We start from the raw sequence: 20,522 nt of genomic DNA on the forward strand, positions 1-20,522 counted from the left end.
GAACTGCCAACGATGACTACTTGGAGGACTTAAATTAACACTATTTGCTTACTCGTAGTTTTCAATAACATCTTTAAACAGACCATAGACAAATTGATCTGGATTGAAATCATGTAAGTCATCAATACCTTCACCTAAGCCTACCAATTTAACTGGTAATTTCAACTCATGACGAATAGCCAGAACAATACCACCTTTTGCTGTTCCATCAAGTTTTGATAAAACCAAACCAGTCACATCTGTCGTTTCTTTAAATTGTTTTGCTTGAATTAATGCATTTTGGCCTGTTGTAGCATCAACGACAAGTAATACTTCATGAGGTGCAGATGGATACTCACGCTCAATGACACGTTTCATTTTTTCAAGTTCTTTCATCAAGTTGACTTTATTTTGTAAACGTCCAGCTGTATCAACTAACAATACATCATAGCCCTCTTTTTTTGTACGATCAACCGCATCAAAAACAACTGCCGCTGGATCACTACCTGGTTTGTGTCGGACAACTTCAACACCTGCACGTTCACCCCAAACAACCAACTGATCAATCGCACCAGCTCTAAAAGTATCCGCTGCTGCCAAGAGTACTTTTTTACCTTCTTTGCGATAACGATTAGCCATTTTTCCAATACTAGTTGTTTTCCCAACACCGTTTACACCAACGAATAAAATAATCGTTGGGCCTGATGCTTGGAAATTGATCTCATTGTTCTCATTTTCACCCTCAGAGTCATAGATTTCCACAAGTTTTTCCACAATGGTGCGTTCGACATCTTTGGGCTTTTTCACGTTACGTAATTTAACTTCTTCTTGAAGCTCATCCGAAATTGTCATTGCCATATCAAAACCAACATCTGAACTGATTAAAGCTTCTTCTAATTCTTCAAAAAACTCATCATCTACAACACGGAAATTTGAAAACAACTCATTCATAAATTGTCCAAAAGTACGACGTGATTTTTCTAATCCTTTGTCATATTTTTCCGTTGTTGATTTTGATTCTGTTGCAGCTTCTGCTACTTGTGCAACTTCCTGAACTTCTTCTTGGATTTCTTCTGTAGCTGTTTCTTCTAACAACTCAGGTTTTTCTTCCGGTTCCGGTACATCAGCCATTTCTTCAGTTTCAACCAATTCTGAGGTGCTAACTGGTTCCTCAACTGTAGGTTCTGTATCTACTTCTGATTCAGTGCTTTGGATTTTCTCTAATACTTGTTCTTCAGATACTGTTTCCTCTAATATAGGAGCAGGTTTTTCTTCCCCTGAATTTGGTTGTGCTTCTTCGACAGCCTCTTCATTTGTCTCATCGTCTTCTTTCGATTCTTGAGGCTCATCGATTTCAAGTATCGGCTCTTGTTGCAGTTCTTCTTGTTTTTCTTCCTCTGTTTCACCAAAGACTGCTTTTTTGATTTTATCAAAAATACCCATAACTTCTTTGTCCTCCTTATTGATAGTCTGGTAAAACTAAAGTTTCAATGGCATGTGCGACACCATCTTCTTCATTAGTTGTACTGACAAATTGTGCTACTTTTTTTAATTCTGGATTGCCATTTCCCATGACGACACCTATTCCAGCATATTCGATCATTGAACGATCATTTTCTTCATCACCAATCGCCATCACTTCTGCTTGTTCAATACCTAAATGAGTCGCTAACTCATTAATTGCATTTGCCTTACTAACTTCTGGATGTAAAATCTCTAACAATCTTGTCCGTGATTTCATCATATTGAATTTTTGATAGTAATCAGTTGGTATTACCTTGATTTTTTCATCTAAATAATCCATTTCATATGCTACAACCATCTTATGATATGGAATATCTTTTGGCAACTCTTCCAATGTCACATCCTCATAAGAAAGGATTGGATTTAATGTTTGATAAATTGATGGATGCTCTTTTGCAGTCGGCAGATGATAGCAAGTTGCTTCGCTAATTACATCTAAAGGTAAATCAATTTTCTGCATTAAGGTAAAGACATCTTCCACTTGGGAACGGTTTAGAAAATGCGCACGCATTACTTCACCACTCGCGTTAGCCTGTACGGCACCACCATTAAAAGTAATGCTATAATCACCAGTATCCCTAAGGCCAATTTCATCAATGATAGCCTCTATTGCTGCTAATGGTCGACCTGTACAAATCACAATTTTCACACCTAATGCTTTCGCTTGGCGTAAACAGTCAATATTCTTTTGCGAAATTGTTTTATCTTTTTTTAAAAGTGTGCCATCTAAATCTAACGCAATTAACTTTATCAAAATTTTTTCCTCCCTAGTTATCACTTGGTTCTTCATAATCTTCCAAACGAACGGATACCATCTTTGAAACACCAGACTCTTGCATCGTCACACCATACAAACGATTTGCAGCCTCCATCGTTCCTTTACGGTGAGTAATCACGATAAATTGACGCTCGTCACCAAATTCTTTTAAATAATGACCAAAACGCGCCACATTAGCGTCATCTAACGCAGCCTCAACCTCATCTAAAATACAGAAAGGAACAGGACGTGCTTGAATGATTGCAAACAACAAAGCAATCGCTGTTAAGGCTCTTTCGCCACCAGATAATAAACTTAGTTGTTGTAATTTTTTACCTGGAGGACAAGCAATAATTTCAATCCCTGTATTCAATAAGTCGGTTGGATCTGTTAACTCTAAGTCGGCATGACCGCCGGCAAACATTTTAGGGAAAACGACTTGGAATTCAGCACGAATATCACAAAAGACATCATGGAATTTTTCAATGACAAGTGCATCCATCTCATCCATCGTTGTGAATAACTCTTCTTTAGCTGTTAATAAGTCGTTCCTTTGAACCGTTAGAAACTCAAAACGTTCCATTACCTCATCATATTGCTCGATTGATTGTAAGTTGACCGCGCCTAAAGCTGTCATTTTTTGCTTCAATTTTTTAATCTCACTTTTAGCTTGCGTAAACTCTAATACTAGTGGGAATTGTTCACGTGCCGCCTCAAATGTTAATTGATACTCTGATTGTAGATACTCCAATGAGTGATCTAGCGAGACGCCCGCACGGTTTTTATTAACTTCCATATCCGTTTTATTATCAATTAAATATTGTAACGCTTTGTTTTGTTCCATTAAATGTTCGTCAGCTTGTTTGACACTTAAATAAACTTGCTCACGTTTTTCTTTTAGCGTGAAGATGGTATTTTGCAATTCAGCAAGAAGTTCTTTATCTACAGACATCTTAGCAATAATTTGCTCAGCTTGTTCTGTTGAAATGTTTTGTTCCGAATCAGTTGAGCTCAGTAAGCGTTCCAAGTCAGTAACCTCTTGCTGTGTTTCTTCTTGTTGCGCTCTTTTTTCCTTAATTCGCGCACGGATATGTTCCAGCTGTTCTGTCACAACCGCAAACTGAGCTTGTTTATCTGCTAACTCTTTTTGTAGCAGTTCTTTTCGTTTTTGATTTGTTTCTTCAAGGTTACCTTGTTGATTCATTAATTCATCAAGTTGCGTGCGACGCTCAGTCAATTCTTGAAGTGCTTCTTCAAGTTGTTCTTTTTCTTCTTGATAGTTTTCCAAGAAGCGTTGTAGTTCTTTCTTTTCAAACTCAAACGCAGCACGCTCTTTAGATTGTCGCTCTAAAGTCATCGTCAGTTGCTCCAACTGATTAGATGTCGTTTGTAAAGTAAATCTAAGCTCTTCACCACGAGCGCGATCTCTTTCTAAAATCGTTTTTAATTGTTCAAATTCTTGTTTTAAATCAGCAACCGTTTTTTCTTTCGTTTGATACAATTGCTCCATTTGTTTCACTTGTTTTTGTAACTCAGTTAATTCTTCTGCTTGTGAAAACAAATTAGCATTGGCACCACGTTTCGTTGCACCACCAGTCATTGAACCACCAGGATTCATCACGTCACCATCTAAAGAGACGACACGATATTGATAGTTTACTGATTTTGCTAAAGCATTTGCTGAATTCAAATCTTTAGCGATCAATGTCATCCCTAATAAATTAGAGACAACCGAACTCACTTGATTGGAGTAAGTTACCAGTTCACTCGCAATACCTAAAAAGCCAGTTTCATTTTGAACTCTACTTTTGATCGAAGCATTTAAGTCTCGTCGTTTGATCGTCGTTAACGGTAAGAACGTCGCACGACCTGCTCGTTGTTGTTTCAAGTAGCTAATACCTGCTCGCGCATCTGATTCCGCCTCCGTCACGATAAATTGTGCAGCTCCGCCAAGAGCAGTTTCAATTGCCAAACGATACTCTTTAGGGACAGTTATTAATTCTGCAACCGCTCCAACAATACCTGTTAATTGATTTTTTGCTTTTAAGACTGCTCGCACACCTTGATAAAAACCAGTGTAACTTTCTTTAACATCTTGGAGTGTCTTTTCACGCGCCTGTGCTTGTTGAAGAATTTTTAAGGCTTCATACATTTGTCGCTCAGATATTTGTGTTGTTCGTTCAACTTCATCAAAACGAATTTTGTTAGTTTGATATTGCTCAATCACTTGTGTCATTTCAAGTTTCAATTGCTCTTCTTCTTTTTGCAATTGTTCTTGTTTTTCAAGACTTTCATTCTCGCTATTCGTCATTTCATCAAACTGTTGAATGTCTTTTTGACTACGAGTCATTTCCTGTGTGTATTGGCGCTCCAAATATTTTAAATCATTGTTAATATTTGTTTGTTGTTGCATCACTTCTACATAGTCACTACGTAAATCTTCAAGCTGTTCTTTTACTGAACGGCTCACTTTTGACAACTCCAACTCTAACTCCGAGATTCGTTTTTCTAACACGTGACTAACACTTTGTTTTTCACGTTGTTCTTGTTTTAATCCGTCTAGTTGAGCAGAAACTTCAACTAGCTTTTGTTTCAACACAGCAATACTTTGCTGGTGCTGTTCTAGCGTTATTTTGGTGTTTTTTTGTCTCTCATCATAAACTTTCTTTTGACCTTCTAATTGCTCATAAGCCGTCGTCAACGCTAAGAGATCGGCCTGTTTTTTTTCAGTGGTGTCATTTAGTTCATCACGTTCAGCTTTTAATTGCTGGCTTGATTGCTCTAACTCTGAGATTTGTTGTTGTCCCATTTTTATTTTTTGATTAATTTCTGTTAAAGCCGTACTTTGTTCTTCCCAAACTGTTTTAAAACGATTAATCTCTTCAACCGTTACACTCACATCAACTTGTGTTAATTCTTCTTTCATTTCAAGATACTGACGCGCAACGAGGCTCTGTTCTTTTAATGGTTCCAACTGACTTTCTAATTCAAGGATAATATCTTGGAGTCGATCCAAATTATCTTCTGTTTCAAACAAACGTCTTTCAGCTTCTTTTTTACGTGTTTTATATTTTAAAACACCTGCAGCTTCCTCAAAAATACCACGACGATCTTCTGGTTTACTGTTAAAGATTTCTTCAACTTTACCTTGTGAAATAATTGAGAATGATTCTTTACCCAATCCTGAATCCATGAATAATTGCACAATATCTTTCAGACGACAGTTGCTTTTATTTATAAAGAAATCACTATCACCAGAACGATTGAGGCGTCTAGTAATACTGACTTCTTGATAATCGATAGGTAACGTTTGCTCGGAATTATCTAACACCATTGTCACTTCAGCAACATTTAGTGGTGAACGTGAAGAAGAGCCAGCAAAAATGACATCTGGCATTTTACCACCACGCAAATTTTTTGCTGACTGTTCTCCTAACGCCCATCGGACGGCTTCGATAATATTACTTTTTCCACTACCATTAGGACCTACAACTGCTGTAAGTCCTTTATTAAATTCAATCACTGTTCGATCTGCAAAAGACTTAAACCCTGCAATTTCTAAACGCTTTAAATACACGAAATTTAAGTCTCCTTTCTAATTATGTTCCATTCTGCGACGACTTAAGTTAAATAATGCGACTTGGGCTGCTTTTTGCTCAGCACCTTTTTTTGATTTACCTGATCCCATGCCAAGAACGCTACCATCTGCACTCACTTCAACAGAAAAAATACGTTCATGTGCCGGCCCTTCTTCATTAATCAAATCGTAGACAATCGAAACATCACCATTTTTTTGTAGTATTTCTTGAAGTGCTGTTTTATGATCCATCTCATGTGAAAAAGCACCAGCTTCAATTTTTGGAATAACAACCTGATTAATAAACGTACGTGCAGCTTCCGCTCCTTGATCTAAATAAAGTGCACCAAGGAATGATTCAAATAAGTCGCAAAGTAAAGATGCTCTTTCACGTCCTTTTGAATTTTCTTCCCCCTTACCTAAACGAATACATTGATCAAACTGACATTCTTTCGCAAAGCTGGCTAAACTTTCTTCGCAAACAATCGTTGCTCTCAATTTAGTCAATTTTCCTTCAGGTAAGTCTTGATTATGTTGATACAGATATTCAGAAATAATAAGTTCTAAAACTGCATCCCCTAAAAATTCTAAACGTTCATTATCAGAAAGTTCCAAATGTCGATGCTCATTCACATAGGATGAATGTGTAAAGGCTTGATTTAGCAAATCAATGTTTTTAAAAACGATATCGTAATTTTCTTTTACTAATTTTTGTAAATCTTGTGTCACAAACTCTCATCCTTTCATTTAAACAAACTGTCCTTTCATTATACTTGGTTTTGTCTTGATTTAAAACAAAAACTATCAATTTGAGAGGGTTCCCTCAAATTGATAGTCAAAATTGTAAATTATTTTCTTGATTCAGCTGTTACACCGATTTCTGCCCAAGGATTTGTTGGTGCGTCATATGCCCAATCAAAACCAGTTACACGTTCGCTAATCGGACGAACTTCGTTTCTGTATAGAGTTGGAATTGCAAAAGCTTCTTCTTTCGCATATTCTTGCCACTCTTTAAATGCTTTCAAACGGTAATCAGCATCAAACGATTTATTAGAATCAATGTTTTTCAATAACTTAGTATTTTCTTCACTTGTAAAACGAGTGTAGTTAAACGCTGCTTTAGGACCATACAGTCCAGTTGGAGAAGGATTTGACCCTGTTCCCCAAGCTGCTTGATAAACATCGATTTCTGGATCATCATTTTGTAATTTATCGTAGAACGCATTTTGGTCAAGTAAACGGCCAGTTGTAAGTTTCACATCTAATCCGATTTCTTTCCATTGGTTCATGTAGTATTCTGCTAATGGTTGCGCAGTATCGCCACCTGACATTGAAGCAAACTTAATTTCAAGTTTTTCACCCTTAGGATCACGACGGAAATCTTCACCATCTTTTTTCTTGTAACCAGCTTCATCTAATAATTTATTTGCTTTGTCCATGTCTTGCTTATAACCCTTAACATCTTTGGCATGGAATTTTGCAAACACAGGTGGAATTAAAGTAGAACCATCTGTACGTAGCCCATTGTAGAATTTATCAGCCACTACTTTGTTATCTACAGCGTAAGCCATTGCTTGACGTAATGATTTGTTTGCCATTTTAGCATCTTTATTGTACTCAATTGTACTGTCGCCAGCAATTTTACCCATCTTGAAGCCTAAGTAAGAGTATGATAATTCTTGACGACCTAAGATTTCATAACCTTTAACGTCTTTATAGTTTGGATATGAATCAGTTGGCATCTTGATAACCATGTCATAATTTTGAGATTTTAACCCTTCAACAATCGATTTGCTTGGTGTTACTTTGGTTACAATCTTATCTAATTTTGGTTTTTCACCATAATAGTATTCGTTAGGTACGTATTCAACACTTTCTCCACGAACAACCTTATTGATTTTATATGGTCCAAATGTCACTGGTGTCTTACGAACTGCATCGCTTGAAACCATGTCTTTGACGGGAATATCTTTAAATACATGAGCCGGGACTGCTGAACGCCAAATTTCTTCACCTGATTGCGTCATACCTGGATTCATTTCAACGTAGCTGATTTCAACTGTTTTATCATCAATTTTCTTGATACCAGAAATGTTTTCTGCTTTACCAGTATGATAATCTTCCATACCTACAATATTACGGAAGTTTTCACCATAACGAATGCCTGTATAGTCTTTATGACCTACAATACGGTATGGTTCCATAATATCTTCTGCAACAACTGGTTTGCCATCTGACCATTTAGCCTCTTTTGTTAAAGTAATAGTAGCTTTTTTAGCGTCTACGTCTAGCTCTTGTTTAGCTACCCCTTTATCATTTATTTCAAAATTGTCATCAGACATGAATAACGATTCATGAGAAGGTTCCATCATAACATTATCATTGTTGTCTTCATAAAAAATTTCACTGAAAATACCTGGGAATTGCGTTTCCATCACTGCGGCAACTTCTAAAGTTCCGCCTTTAATCGCTTTATCTTTATTTGTTGCTTTGATTGGGAATTTTGAAATGTCTTCCGTTGCTGTTTCCTTACTGTTACCACCTTTTTCTTTGTTACCGCATGCTGCTAACCCGATTGTTGCAACTGCACTTAGTGCAACTACACTCATTAGTTTTTTGTACTTCATCCTTCTACCTCCTATTTTTTTAGCCCAAACGTTGACGCGCATCTGCAGAACGTTTAAACGCTTGACCTACATAGTTTATACTTAACATCAACACTAAAATTAAGAGTGATGCTGGAGCCCAAATCCATAACTTATTAGATAAAACATCACCATTTGACGCATATCCAATTAATGTACCCAAACTTGGTGTTGTTGGTGGCAACCCAAATCCTAGGTAAGACATTGTCGTCTCAATTCCGATATTTCCGGCAAAATTAATCGTTAAGTTTGTAATAATTAAAGAACTCAAGTTAGGCATTAATTCACCAAACATGATTTTAAAATCACTCGTACCCAATGTTTTAGAAGCACTGATGTAGTCACGACGAACTTCAGATAACGTCTTACCTCTGAATAGACGTGCTTTAGCAACCCAATAAAAGGCACTCATAATTCCTACAAAACTATACACATTATAATTCGGCGTAATCGTTACAAATACAATAATAATCATCATAATTGGTAAAATCATGATAAAATCGACAATTCTCATGATAATCGAATCAATCATACCACCATAGTAACCAGTAATAATTCCTAGACCAACTCCTATTACTGACGTGATTATTGTAATTGAGAATCCAATAACAATTGAATTTCTCGCCCCAATAATAAGTTGTCCAAATACGTCACGGCCACCTTCATCTGCCCCTAGTATCCAGCCATTTCCTGGGGAATTATATTTATCTAAAATACTCACTTTCATTACTGACTCTTGATCTAAAAATAAGGCTGAAATAAAAATCCCTAAAAGTAAAACAACTAATAATACAAGTGAAAACATTGCCATTTTATCTTTTTTAAATTCTCTCGCAATCATTTTTAAACCTGTTGGCGGTGCACTTACCGCTTCTGGTTGAATATTTTTTTCTTTAGTCATTCGTTATTCTCCTTCCTTTTTTAATTTTAGTTTCTACTGAATACGAATACGAGGATCCACAATACTCATGACAATATCTGAGATAAGGTTACCCATAATCGTTACAATTCCTAAAATTAAAACTAAAGCAGTAATAACTGAATAGTCACGACCATTAATAGCATCGATAAACAACTTACCAATCCCTGGATAAGCAAATGTTTGCTCAATAACTACTGATCCACTAATTAACGCGGTGATTTCATAACTTAATTGTGCTGCAATTGGTAATGATGCATTTCTAAAGATGTGACGTGTAAAAACTTTATTAGTCGGTACACCTTTCGCCCGAGCTGTTCGGACAAAATCTAATTGTTTTGCATCAATAACTTCATTTCTTAAATATTGAATCGTTACCGTTGTAGCAAGTAACGCTTGTGAAATCGCCGGTAAAATCATATGATAAATCCGGCTCCAGACAAAGCCAAGCGTTCCTGGCTCTGCAGCGCTTGAAACAGATCCAGTTGTTGGGAACCATTCTAAACGGTAACCAAAAATGAATAACATAAGTAGCGCAAAGATAAAGATTGGAATTGCAAAACTGACAAAGTTGTAAACCACAACTGTTTTATCCAACCATGAGTCTTGGTAGCGGCCTGATAACAAGCCTAATGGCAATGCAATTGCATAAGTTAAAATCACAGTGAAAACTGATAACCATATTGTATTTCCTACACGAGACCCAATTAAATCTGAAACTGGTAATTTAAATAAGAAACTACGACCAAAATCACCTTGTAAGGCATTTGTAATCCAACGTGCATATTGTTCATACCATGGATCATTTAATCCAGCTGCAATACGCATTTTTTCGATTGTTTCAGGATCCGTATTCGGATTAATCAATCCTGTAAATGGATCCCCAGGCATTGCTTTAGCCAAGATAAAAATAAACAGACTTAGCACAATGATTTGTGGAATCATTAAAAGAACACGACGTAATATTGTTTTCCACATAACTATTCTCCTCCTTTAGCATTTGGCTTAACTGCCGCTTGATGAGTCGGACTAATAGTTTGTAAATCATATACACGACCATTTTCATCATAATATTGATGATATAATTCCTGGAATTCACGTTCGACTTGACGACGGGCTTCTTTATGTTCTTCACGATTGTTTACATCAATCTTTGGAATTGCTGAGAGCAAACGTTTCGTGTAGATATGTTGTGGATCGTTATAAATATCTTCTCTGGTTCCAATCTCAACAAATCGACCTTTGTTCATAATCGCAATATTATCACACATATGTTTTACAACACCCAAGTCATGTGAGATAAACAAGTAACTTAGATTGTATTCTTCTTGAATACGTTTCATAAAGTTCAATACTTGTGCTTGAACTGACAAATCTAATGCTGATACAGGTTCATCAGCAATAATTAATTTCGGACTTGTTGCCACTGCACGCGCAACACCTAAACGTTGTCTTTGACCTCCTGAAAACTCATGAGGATATTTATATAGCGCATCAGCAGGCATGCCTACGATATCTAGTAATGATTGTACTTTTCGTTTTTCTTCTTGATCTGACACACGTTCAAAATTTCGAATTGGTTCAGCGATAATATCCAGTACGCGTTTTTTCGGATTTAAACTTGACATTGAATCTTGGAAAATCATTTGAACATCTTTATTATATCCAATTTGTTTTCGCATACTTTTTTTTGTAACATCGGTTCCTTCAAAAACCACTTTACCCGACGTCGCTTTTTCAAGACCAACGATTGTCTTACCAATGGTTGACTTTCCAGAACCAGACTCACCAACTAAACCGTATGTTGTTCCTGGTTGAATTTCAAAATTCACACCGTCCACGGCATAAACATAATCCACTACCTTATTGAAGAAACCGCCACGAATAGGATAGTGTACTTTTAAATCTTTAATTTCAATTAATCCCATTACGCTTCTCCCTCTTCTCTAAAATGAAAATGCTTATAACATGTACAACGTACTAAATGCCCTGGTGCAATTTCGTGAAGTTGCGGATTTTCCTCATGTTCACTTTCAGCAATCCATGGAATACGTTCAGCAAAACGACAACCTGTACGCGTCATATTTTTAAGTGAAGGTACCACACCTTCAATTACATGTAAGTCCGCATCATGCGCATCTTCTTGTGGAATTGAATTCAACAACGAACGCGTATAAGGATGTTGTGGATTATTAAATAATTCTTCTGCAGTTGCTTCTTCAACAATTTGACCACCATACATTACAGCAACACGATCAGCTGTTTCTGCCACAACACCTAAGTCATGGGTAATCAAAATTATCCCTGCTTCTGTTTCTTTTTGTAACTCATTTAATAAGTCCAAGATTTGAGCTTGAATCGTTACGTCAAGAGCTGTCGTTGGTTCATCAGCGATGATGATTGGTGGTTTACATGAAATCGCAATCGCAATAATGACACGCTGACGCATTCCCCCTGAAAGTTCATGCGGGAATTGACCAGCGACGCGCTCAGGATTTACAATCCCAACTAAGTCTAATAATTCGACTGCACGTTTATTACGTTCATCCTCAGACATATCTGTATGATAAAAAAGAGCCTCTGCAATTTGATCTCCAATTTTCATTAATGGGTTCAATGCTGATAATGGATCCTGGAAAATCATGCCGATATCATTACCTCTTATTTTGTTGTATAACGTTTCTGATAAACCAACTAGGTTTAAATCGTTATAAATGATATCTCCCGTAATTTTAGTATAATTGGGATCTTGCAGTCCCATGATTGTCATTGCAAGGGTACTTTTTCCACATCCTGACTCACCAACAATCGCTAGAATTTCATTCTTATCAAGTGTAATTGACACATCATCAACTGCATCATAATAATCATCTTTAATTCTAAAGCCAGTATGTAAATTTCTAACGTCTAACAATTTTTTATCCTCTAACAATCAAATTCTCCTTTCTAATTTCTTGTCACGCACTGAGTTTATTTTAAATAAATAAAGTTCGCTTCATATTTTTTTTATTATCATCATTCGATATTTCTATAATATATCTTATAATTATATTAGAAAATTGCTCATTACGCAATAGCAGTCGTTAAATAAAAATGAGGTAGTTATGATAAACTAGCGTCACTTCACATTAAAAACACATCTTTTCAAATAAGATTTTAATCTTAAATAACTATTTTCTCACTGTTTTTTTGACAATCTTGAAAACGAAAACGTTTTTTGTCCTCGACTCGCAAACAATCTCTCATAATTTGTATGAAATAGTTTAAAACAGTTTCTAAATTATCGTACCTTCTTCTTATCGTTTCTTCTCATAAAGCGACCATCTCTGATATTTAATTTTAGATAAAGAAAAACTGAGCAATCCCGTAAGATTCTCAGTTAATTTTATTTATTGATGCGCCATAACATAGTCAACTGCCGCACCTAAAGTTTCTATTTTTTCAGCATCTTCATCAGAAATTTCTGAATCGAAGGCATCTTCAAGTTCTAAAACAAATTCCATAATTGCGATTGAATCTGCTTCCAAGTCTTCTTTAATACGCACTGATTCATTAATTTTATCTTCATCAATTTCAAAGCGTCCAGTGACGATTTCTTTTATCTTCATAAATACTTCTTCTCGAGTCAAAGGGTACACCTCCATTCACAACTTTCGTCTTACTCGTTTATATGTAATTCAACTTCAATTTTACTGATATTTACCTGATTTGTCTATCCTTTATTTTTCATCGTTTGCTTTTGTAGCATCAGCTTCAAAATAAGTTGTTAATTCTTGGACAACATTTGTTTCTAACATGGTATGAATTTGACGAATAGTCGCATGAACTGCCGTTTTATCCGCCGAACCATGTGTTTTAACGACTGGCGCACGTAAACCAAAAAGAACAGCACCCCCATGATTAGAGTAGTCCATTTTAGATTTTAAGCCTTTTAAACTATCTTTTAACAGCAAAGCACCCATTTTACCTTTTACTCCACTTGCTAAAATACTTTCTTTTAATTGACTCATTAAGATACCTGCCGTGCCTTCAATCGATTTCAAGACAGCATTGCCTGTAAAGCCATCAGTAACAACAACGTCAACTTTGCCATCAAAAAGATTACGTGCTTCGATATTGCCCACAAAATTGATCCCCTGTTCTTCTGACAAACGTTCGTAAACTTCTTTAGTCAATTCACTACCCTTACTTGCTTCTTCACCGTTATTCAAAAGACCGACTTTAGGATTACTAATCTTACGAACATTTTTTGCATAGTAAGTACCTAGTACTGCATAAGTCACAATATGTTCTGGTTTATTATCCGCATTCGCACCCATATCAATAAAATCAAAACCATTCGTGCTATCAGGTCCAAATGTTGGTAATGTCGACATTAAACCTGGTCGTTCAATCTTTTTAATCCGACCTACAACTAATAAGCCTGCAGCTAATAAAGCACCGGTATTGCCCGCTGAAAATAAAGCATCTGCTTCACCATTTTTAACTGCATGAGCTGCAAGTACCATTGATGCTTGTTTTTTACGACGAATTGAGCGTACTGGTTCATCATCACTTTCTATTTTTTCATCCGTATGTACAATAGTAATGTTTTTATCATCGGTCACATACTTTTTAATTTCTGCTTCTTTTCCATATAAAACAAATTCTAATTCTGGGAAATCTTGTTTTGCTAACATCACACCTTCCACAATAGCTTGTGGTGCATAATCGCCTCCCATTGCATCGACTGCAATTTTCATTCTTCATTCCTCACTCTCATCAATAAAGCTGGTCCTATTTTACCGCAACTAATCAAAATAATCCATCTGTGTCACTTCCAGGTGTAACTGACGCGCTAATTCTTGGTTTTCTGGCAATAGCCACCATTCCTTTTGACTCCACAAGAGAATAGCCTCAGTTCTTGCGACTTCTAACATTTGGCTGTCTGCTACCATGTCGCCAACTTTAAATTCCGGCAGACCAGACTGCTTGTTACCAAAGAAGTCCCCTGGCCCACGCATTTCTAAATCTTTTTCACTTAATTTAAAACCGTCTGTCGTTTCAGTCATAATTTTCATACGTTCTTTCCCTTGTTCACTTTTAGGACTTGCAACTAAGATACAGTAAGATGCAATTGCACCACGACCCACACGACCACGTAATTGATGTAATTGTGCCAAGCCAAAGCGATCTGCATCCATAATCATCATTGTTGTGGCATTAGGTACATTGACCCCGACTTCAATAACAGTTGTAGAAACGAGGACTTGTAGTTCATTTTCCTTGAACGCGCTCATAATCACTTCTTTTTCCTGCGGTTTCATTTTACCATGCAAAAGTCCCACATTAAAATCAGGTGCAAAAAAATCAGCAAGATGTTCATAAATTTCAGTGGCATTTTTCACATCCAACATCTCTGATTCTTCTATTAAAGGGCAAATGACATAAACTTGCTGCCCTTGTTTCATCAAACGTTGCATATTTCGCAGTGCAATATCGACTTGTTTAGGTAAAATCCAGCTGGTTTCAATTGGGATACGACCACTTGGTAATTCATCAATAATCGAAACATCCATCTCACCGTAAGCAGTAATAGCAAGCGTTCTAGGAATCGGTGTTGCTGTCATAAATAGCACATCTGGATTACCACCTTTTTCACGCAGCAGCTTCCGTTGATTGACACCAAAACGATGTTGCTCATCCGTAATCACTAAACCGAGATGTTTAAAAATCACATCTTCCTGAATAAGTGAATGCGTTCCAACAATAATATCTATTTCACCCGCAACCAATTCAGCCAAAATTTGTCTTTTAGCTGCCGCTTTAGTTGAACTTGTTAAAAGCGCAATTTTAACATCAAACTGCTGAAACAATTCAGTTAAACTTTCCATATGTTGCTCTGCTAAAATTTCTGTAGGAACCATCAATGCCCCTTGAAAGCCAGCAGTAACCGTTGCATATAATGCTAATCCAGCAACAATCGTTTTTCCGCTACCAACGTCCCCTTGTAATAGACGGTGCATGTGACTTGTACTTTTTAAATCGGCACATATTTCATTCACCACGCGCTTTTGCGCTGAAGTCAATTCAAAAGGAAGCGTGGCTATTAATCGTTTCAGTTCTTTCAGATCATACTGAACCGATAAGCCTGCCTCACCTTTTTGTTCCTCACGTTTTAATTCAATCATCTTCAATTGAAATAAGAAAAACTCTTCAAAAGCCAAGCGTCTTCTCGCTTGTTGATTATCTTGTACTGTATCCGGGAAGTGCATAGCTTGTATCGCATCTTTTCGGGGCATTAACCGATACTTTTCTAGCAACCAATTTGGTAAAGTTTCTTCAACCTCGTCCTGAAAAAGTTCCCATGTTTGACGAATCAAATCGACTAAAGTCTTTTGGCGGATTTTTTTATTAACATGATAAATTGGTGAAAAATCTTCTTCACCCTGACTAGTTGCAATAATTTTCATACCTGTCAATGATTTTCGCTTCGCATCCCATTTACCGTATACTGCTAATTCTTCTGATGCTCTAACCTTATCTTTTAAAAATGCTTGATTAAAAAAAGTCACACTAACAACTGCCTCGTCAACCATCATTCTAAAAGTTAAACGATTTTTCTTATAACCATAATAATTCACAACAGCTTCTGACAAGGGAAATCCTTTTAGCACCACTTTTTCTTGATCATTAATTTCTGAAATATTTTTTTCACTAACATCATCATAACGAAACGGATAATACGTTATTAAATCTTGAATTGTTTCAATTCCTAAACTATTCAAGACTTCAACTCGTTTTGGTCCGACTCCTTTTATAAGAGAGACTGATTGATCTAAAACACCCATCTAACCACCCTTTCATAAATAAAAAGGACGGATTCAACTCATATATAAGTTGACCCATCCTTCGTTTAAAATTAGTTTATTCTGCAGCAAATAAATAAGGATAGACTGGTTGATCTCCTTGATGAATTTCAATATCTAATTCATCATTTAATGCTACTAACGCTTCTGAAATTTTTTGCGCTTCTGTTTCATCACCATCTTCACCGATGATAATTGTTACAATTTCGCTGTCATCTTGAAGCATTGCTTTTAAAGTAGTCATCGCTGTTTCAAAACGATCTGGATTTGAAACAACAATCTTACCCTCTACCATACCAAGACAATCATCTTTTTTAATTTCAACACCATCAATTGAAGTATCTCTAACTGCAGTAGTCATTTGACCACTGACAACATCTTCTAACATGTCTAACATGCTTGCCTGATTATCTTCTAATTCAGCACTTTCATCAAAACCTAACAAAGCAGTCATTCCTTGAGAAATTGTTTTCGTTGGCACAACAACTGCCGGAATTTCACTAACTTCTGCTGCTTGATCTGCTGCCATGAAGATATTCTTATTATTCGGTAAAATAATAACTTTTTCAGCATTAACTTGCTCAATTGCTTTTAAAATATCTTCAGTGCTTGGATTCATTGTCTGACCGCCACTAATGATATAGTTAGCACCCATACTCTTGAATAGATTTTGTACACCTTCTCCAGCTGCAACCGAAATAATACCATAAGCTTTTTTCTCTTCAACAGCTGCTGTAGGAGCTTCTTGTTCATGATCTAATATCGTTTCATGTTGGACACGCATGTTGTCAACTTTAATTTTAATTAATGAACCGAATTTTTGACCGTAGTTCATCACTTCACCTGGTTGTTCAGTATGAACGTGAACTTTAATAATTTCATCATCTGCAACAACTAGTAACGAATCACCAATTCCGTCTAGATAATTTCTAAATTCATCATAATCAAATTCGCTATCTACTGTCGGACCTTCACCGATACGAACCATAATTTCAGTACAGTAACCAAATGTAATGTCTTCAGTTGCTAAATGACTTTGCACACTACGATGATGTGTCGCATTTACCATTTCATCCATTTGCGCTACTGACGGTTGATGGTCTTCACTTTCAACAATTTTTCCAGATAAAGATTCGTAAAAACCTTCATAGATAAAAACTAATCCTTGTCCACCACTATCAACCACGCCAACTTCTTTTAAAACTGGTAACATTTCAGGTGTTTTAGCTAGCGCTTTATTTGCGCCTGATAAAGCTGCTTCCATAACAAGAACACAATCATCCGTTTCTTTAGCTTTTTTCTCAGCAGCTATTGCCGCACCACGTGATACTGTTAAAATTGTACCTTCAACAGGCTTCATTACAGCTTTATAGGCTGTTTCAACACCACTTTTAAGTGCGTCTGCCAATGCTTGAGCAGACATTGTTTCATCATCTACTATTTTTTTCGAGAAGCCTCGGAAAAGTTGTGACAAGATAACACCCGAATTGCCACGAGCTCCCATTAATAATCCTTTTGAAAGAATCGCAGCCAATTCGCCAGTATGAGAAGTTGTTGCTTCTCTAACTGCTTTGGCACCACTTGTCATTGATAAATTCATATTTGTTCCTGTATCACCATCTGGGACAGGAAAGACGTTTAAAGAGTCTACAAACTCAGCATTTTGATTTAAACGAGTTGCACCTGCTTGAACCATTGCTTGAAATTGTCCTCCGTTAATTGCTTTAACTTCCACTAAAAGTTCCTCCTTGATCCTAATAAACGTTCACCTTTTTATTTATTCAGCTTGAACTCGAACGCCTTGAATAAACACATTAACTGAGTCAGCAACTACGCCAAGCATTGTTTCTAAATTATATTTCACTTTTTCTTGAACATTACGACTAACTTCTGAGACTTTTGTCCCATAACTTACAATGATATACACATCAACTGCCACGCCTTCTTCTTCTTGCCTTACAACAACACCGCGTGAATAATTTTCTTTTCGTAAAATATCATTTAAATTATCTTTAATTTGATTTTTGCTTGCCATACCGATAATGCCATAGATGTCTGTTGCAGCGCCACCTACTACGGTCGAAATAACCTCATTTGAAATCTCAATGGTTCCTGCTTGTGTTTTTATTGTTACAGCCATTTTTTTACCTCCTTAAAGTCAGTATTGTTCATTATCATCCCTCAGTTTATCACACACCGCCCTATTATTAAAGAAAAATTGTACGATTTTACATGATAATGTTAAAAATAAACAAGGACTGCTTAATTTTTTTGTTGCTTTTTTTTGACCACTGTGTTAAATTAATCTAGTATGATTACGAAATCAAGTGATTTATTCAAAGCAAAGGAGGGAATATCATGGCAAAAGAATGTTATATAACTGGGCGCAAAGCTAGAACAGGTAATAGTCGCTCACACGCAATGAACGCTTCTAAACGTACTTGGAAAGCTAACTTACAAAAAGTGCGTATTTTAGTTGACGGTAAGCCTAAAAAAGTTTGGGTTTCTACTCGTGCTTTGAAATCTGGAAAAGTTGAACGCGTTTAATTGAAAAAACACAAAGCTAACTCTTTAGAGAGTTAGCTTTTTTGTTTAACCTCGATTAAATTTATCTTTTTTATATCTAATAATAATCATAAAGGAGGTCTATTATTTGAAAGACAGAAGAAATCAACTAAAAAAAGAAATCAATCTTCCCTTTATCATTAGCGTTATTGTGCTAGTTACTGTTTTGCTTACTTTATCGATAATACTTGGACATGCCATTACATCAAAAGAACAAAAAAGAGAAAAGCTCGCAACGGAACAAAAAATAAAAGAGCATCCCTTAAAAAAAACACAGCTTGTATTAGATCAGGCGAATGAACACTTAAAGAAGGCTAAAGTACATGATCCTAAGGCTAAACCACGTGTTGCTTTAACCTTTGATGATGGACCTTCACCTAAAACAACACCAGAATTACTTAAGATTCTCAAAGAAAAGAAAGTAAACGCGACCTTCTTTGTACTCGGTGCAAATTTTGAAAAAAATCCTGAAATTGTAAAGCAAGCTAAAAAAGATGGCAATGAGATTGGCAGTCACAGTTTTAATCATAAAAATTTCGTTTACCTATCTACCGAACAAGCAGTTGCCGATCATAACCGTGTAAACGAACTGTTTAAATCAAATTTAAATATGGATATTCCAATTTTCAGACCACCATATGGTAGTACTAATAAACGCATTCTTTCTACTCTCAAAGTTCCAAACATTATGTGGTCAGTTGATTCATTAGACTGGAAAAGTAAAAATTCACAGATGATTCAACAAACTGTAAAGCAAAACGTAAAACCTGGAAGTATCGTCTTAATGCATGACATATATCCCACGACAGTAGCTTCTGTTGGAATCGTTATTGATTCTTTACAGGAAAGTGGATATGAAATTGTTACCGTCAGCGAATTACTAAGCTATGATGGTGAAACCGCGCTCTATTTCTCTCAATCAGATAAACAACAACCTAAATCTTAAGCAATAAAAAGTGATAATTTGCCAAACATAGCAAAGTATCACTTTTTTTATACACCTTAATCAATTGAGAAAACATAAATTTTTGAAAAACCATAATAACTACCTAATTGACCAATCGAGTTGCCATAGACAACCGAATGCCAAATTTTATTCTCACGACCTGTATTTCCCCAATAAATACCAATGTGACCATCATAAATTGGTTGACTATAATCTGGTTCAAAGTAAACCAAGTCACCTTTTTTTGTTTGACCACTTGCCAATAGACTACTTACTGAATTATAGGTCCGATAATTTGTGTTAACCTTTAGTGCATCACGCCAATTATAAACATTCACAATTCCACCAAAATTATTAGAATATTGTGTGATTCTCCCTAGATTACCACCTGCTTTTTGAACAATATAAGCCACCCAGCCTGTACAATTAAAACCTGGTCCATATTGAGTTGGCGCACCATTTGGGCTCATATAAAGGCTTGCAGTAGGATTTCCTGATGAACTTAAACTACGATACGGTGTCCCAAGATAATAGCGATCGGATTGATGACTCACTAGATCATTGATCATTCTCTGACGTGAGACACCCATGAAGCTTGAGACACTTCTAGTCGGTGCTGTGGCACCAGAATTAATATAACCCAGCCAATTTCCATTTGGCTCGTATAATGAATAATAAACAGAACCATTCAAATGATGATATTTACCTTTTAACTTAACAGTTTTATGTAACTGACTGTTAGAACTACCCCGAACACTCCAA

17 protein-coding genes are annotated in these 20,522 nt (G+C 36.2%); 2 read left to right on the plus strand and 15 right to left on the minus strand.

The features are described from left to right. Positions 1-48 precede the first annotated feature (48 nt). The 14 genes from ftsY to ESZ54_RS08620 all read right to left on the minus strand — a co-directional run bounded on the left by ftsY (position 49) and on the right by ESZ54_RS08620 (position 18,389). Positions 49-1,422: a signal recognition particle-docking protein FtsY gene (ftsY, locus tag ESZ54_RS08555; RefSeq protein WP_136137251.1), complete on the minus strand. Its 1,374-nt coding sequence runs from the start codon at positions 1,420-1,422 to the stop codon at positions 49-51. A gap of 16 nt (positions 1,423-1,438) precedes the next feature. Further along, entirely contained in the window at positions 1,439-2,257 is an 819-nt protein-coding gene (locus ESZ54_RS08560; protein ID WP_136137252.1) for a Cof-type HAD-IIB family hydrolase, read from the minus strand. Positions 2,258-2,270: 13 nt separating this feature from the next. Beyond that, positions 2,271-5,837 carry a chromosome segregation protein SMC gene (gene smc, locus ESZ54_RS08565; protein WP_136137253.1) on the minus strand — a complete coding sequence of 1,189 codons (3,567 nt, stop codon included), beginning with the start codon at positions 5,835-5,837 and terminating at the stop codon, positions 2,271-2,273. A gap of 18 nt (positions 5,838-5,855) precedes the next feature. Beyond that, on the minus strand, positions 5,856-6,566 hold the full coding sequence (gene rnc, locus ESZ54_RS08570) for a ribonuclease III (protein ID WP_136137254.1): 711 nt from the start codon (positions 6,564-6,566) through the stop codon (positions 5,856-5,858). A gap of 119 nt (positions 6,567-6,685) precedes the next feature. Next, positions 6,686-8,464 (minus strand): oligopeptide ABC transporter substrate-binding protein, encoded by a 1,779-nt coding sequence (locus ESZ54_RS08575; protein WP_136137255.1) that lies wholly within the window; start codon positions 8,462-8,464, stop codon positions 6,686-6,688. A gap of 19 nt (positions 8,465-8,483) precedes the next feature. Further along, complete coding sequence (locus ESZ54_RS08580; protein ID WP_136137256.1) at positions 8,484-9,383, minus strand: ABC transporter permease; 900 nt, start codon at positions 9,381-9,383, stop codon at positions 8,484-8,486. Positions 9,384-9,416: 33 nt separating this feature from the next. Beyond that, positions 9,417-10,379 carry an oligopeptide ABC transporter permease gene (opp4B, locus tag ESZ54_RS08585; RefSeq protein ID WP_136137257.1) on the minus strand — a complete coding sequence of 321 codons (963 nt, stop codon included), beginning with the start codon at positions 10,377-10,379 and terminating at the stop codon, positions 9,417-9,419. Between the two features lie 2 nt (positions 10,380-10,381). Beyond that, positions 10,382-11,329, minus strand: a complete 948-nt coding sequence (locus tag ESZ54_RS08590) for an ATP-binding cassette domain-containing protein (RefSeq protein ID WP_136137258.1) — start codon at positions 11,327-11,329, stop codon at positions 10,382-10,384. Then, positions 11,329-12,333 (minus strand): ABC transporter ATP-binding protein, encoded by a 1,005-nt coding sequence (locus tag ESZ54_RS08595; RefSeq protein ID WP_136137259.1) that lies wholly within the window; start codon positions 12,331-12,333, stop codon positions 11,329-11,331. The genes ESZ54_RS08590 and ESZ54_RS08595 overlap by 1 nt, the downstream gene beginning before the upstream one ends. A 457-nt stretch (positions 12,334-12,790) precedes the next feature. Beyond that, the gene (acpP, locus tag ESZ54_RS08600) at positions 12,791-13,045 is read right to left on the minus strand and encodes an acyl carrier protein (protein ID WP_136137260.1); all 255 of its coding nucleotides are present in this window, start codon (positions 13,043-13,045) and stop codon (positions 12,791-12,793) included. Between the two features lie 75 nt (positions 13,046-13,120). Then, positions 13,121-14,143, minus strand: coding sequence for a phosphate acyltransferase PlsX (plsX, locus tag ESZ54_RS08605; RefSeq protein ID WP_136137261.1), 1,023 nt, complete (start codon positions 14,141-14,143; stop codon positions 13,121-13,123). Positions 14,144-14,191: 48 nt separating this feature from the next. Then, positions 14,192-16,231 carry an ATP-dependent DNA helicase RecG gene (recG, locus tag ESZ54_RS08610; protein WP_136137262.1) on the minus strand — a complete coding sequence of 680 codons (2,040 nt, stop codon included), beginning with the start codon at positions 16,229-16,231 and terminating at the stop codon, positions 14,192-14,194. 76 nt (positions 16,232-16,307) lie between these two features. Beyond that, positions 16,308-17,984: a DAK2 domain-containing protein gene (locus tag ESZ54_RS08615; protein WP_136137263.1), complete on the minus strand. Its 1,677-nt coding sequence runs from the start codon at positions 17,982-17,984 to the stop codon at positions 16,308-16,310. A gap of 42 nt (positions 17,985-18,026) precedes the next feature. Continuing rightward, a complete protein-coding gene (locus ESZ54_RS08620) occupies positions 18,027-18,389 on the minus strand; it encodes an Asp23/Gls24 family envelope stress response protein (RefSeq protein WP_136137264.1) in 363 nt (120 codons plus the stop codon). A 218-nt stretch (positions 18,390-18,607) separates the two neighbouring features. Between ESZ54_RS08620 and rpmB the strand changes: the two genes are divergently transcribed. Continuing rightward, positions 18,608-18,796, plus strand: a complete 189-nt coding sequence (rpmB, locus tag ESZ54_RS08625; RefSeq protein WP_136137265.1) for a 50S ribosomal protein L28 — start codon at positions 18,608-18,610, stop codon at positions 18,794-18,796. Positions 18,797-18,902: 106 nt separating this feature from the next. Beyond that, the gene (locus ESZ54_RS08630; RefSeq protein ID WP_162615139.1) at positions 18,903-19,760 is read left to right on the plus strand and encodes a polysaccharide deacetylase family protein; all 858 of its coding nucleotides are present in this window, start codon (positions 18,903-18,905) and stop codon (positions 19,758-19,760) included. Positions 19,761-19,816: 56 nt separating this feature from the next. Here the strand turns inward: ESZ54_RS08630 and ESZ54_RS08635 are convergent. After that, a partial coding sequence (locus ESZ54_RS08635) for an NlpC/P60 family protein (protein ID WP_136137267.1) occupies positions 19,817-20,522 on the minus strand: 706 nt, incomplete at its 5' end.

Source organism: Vagococcus silagei (genome assembly GCF_004795745.1).
GTDB classification, from domain to species: Bacteria; Bacillota; Bacilli; order Lactobacillales; family Vagococcaceae; genus Vagococcus; species Vagococcus silagei.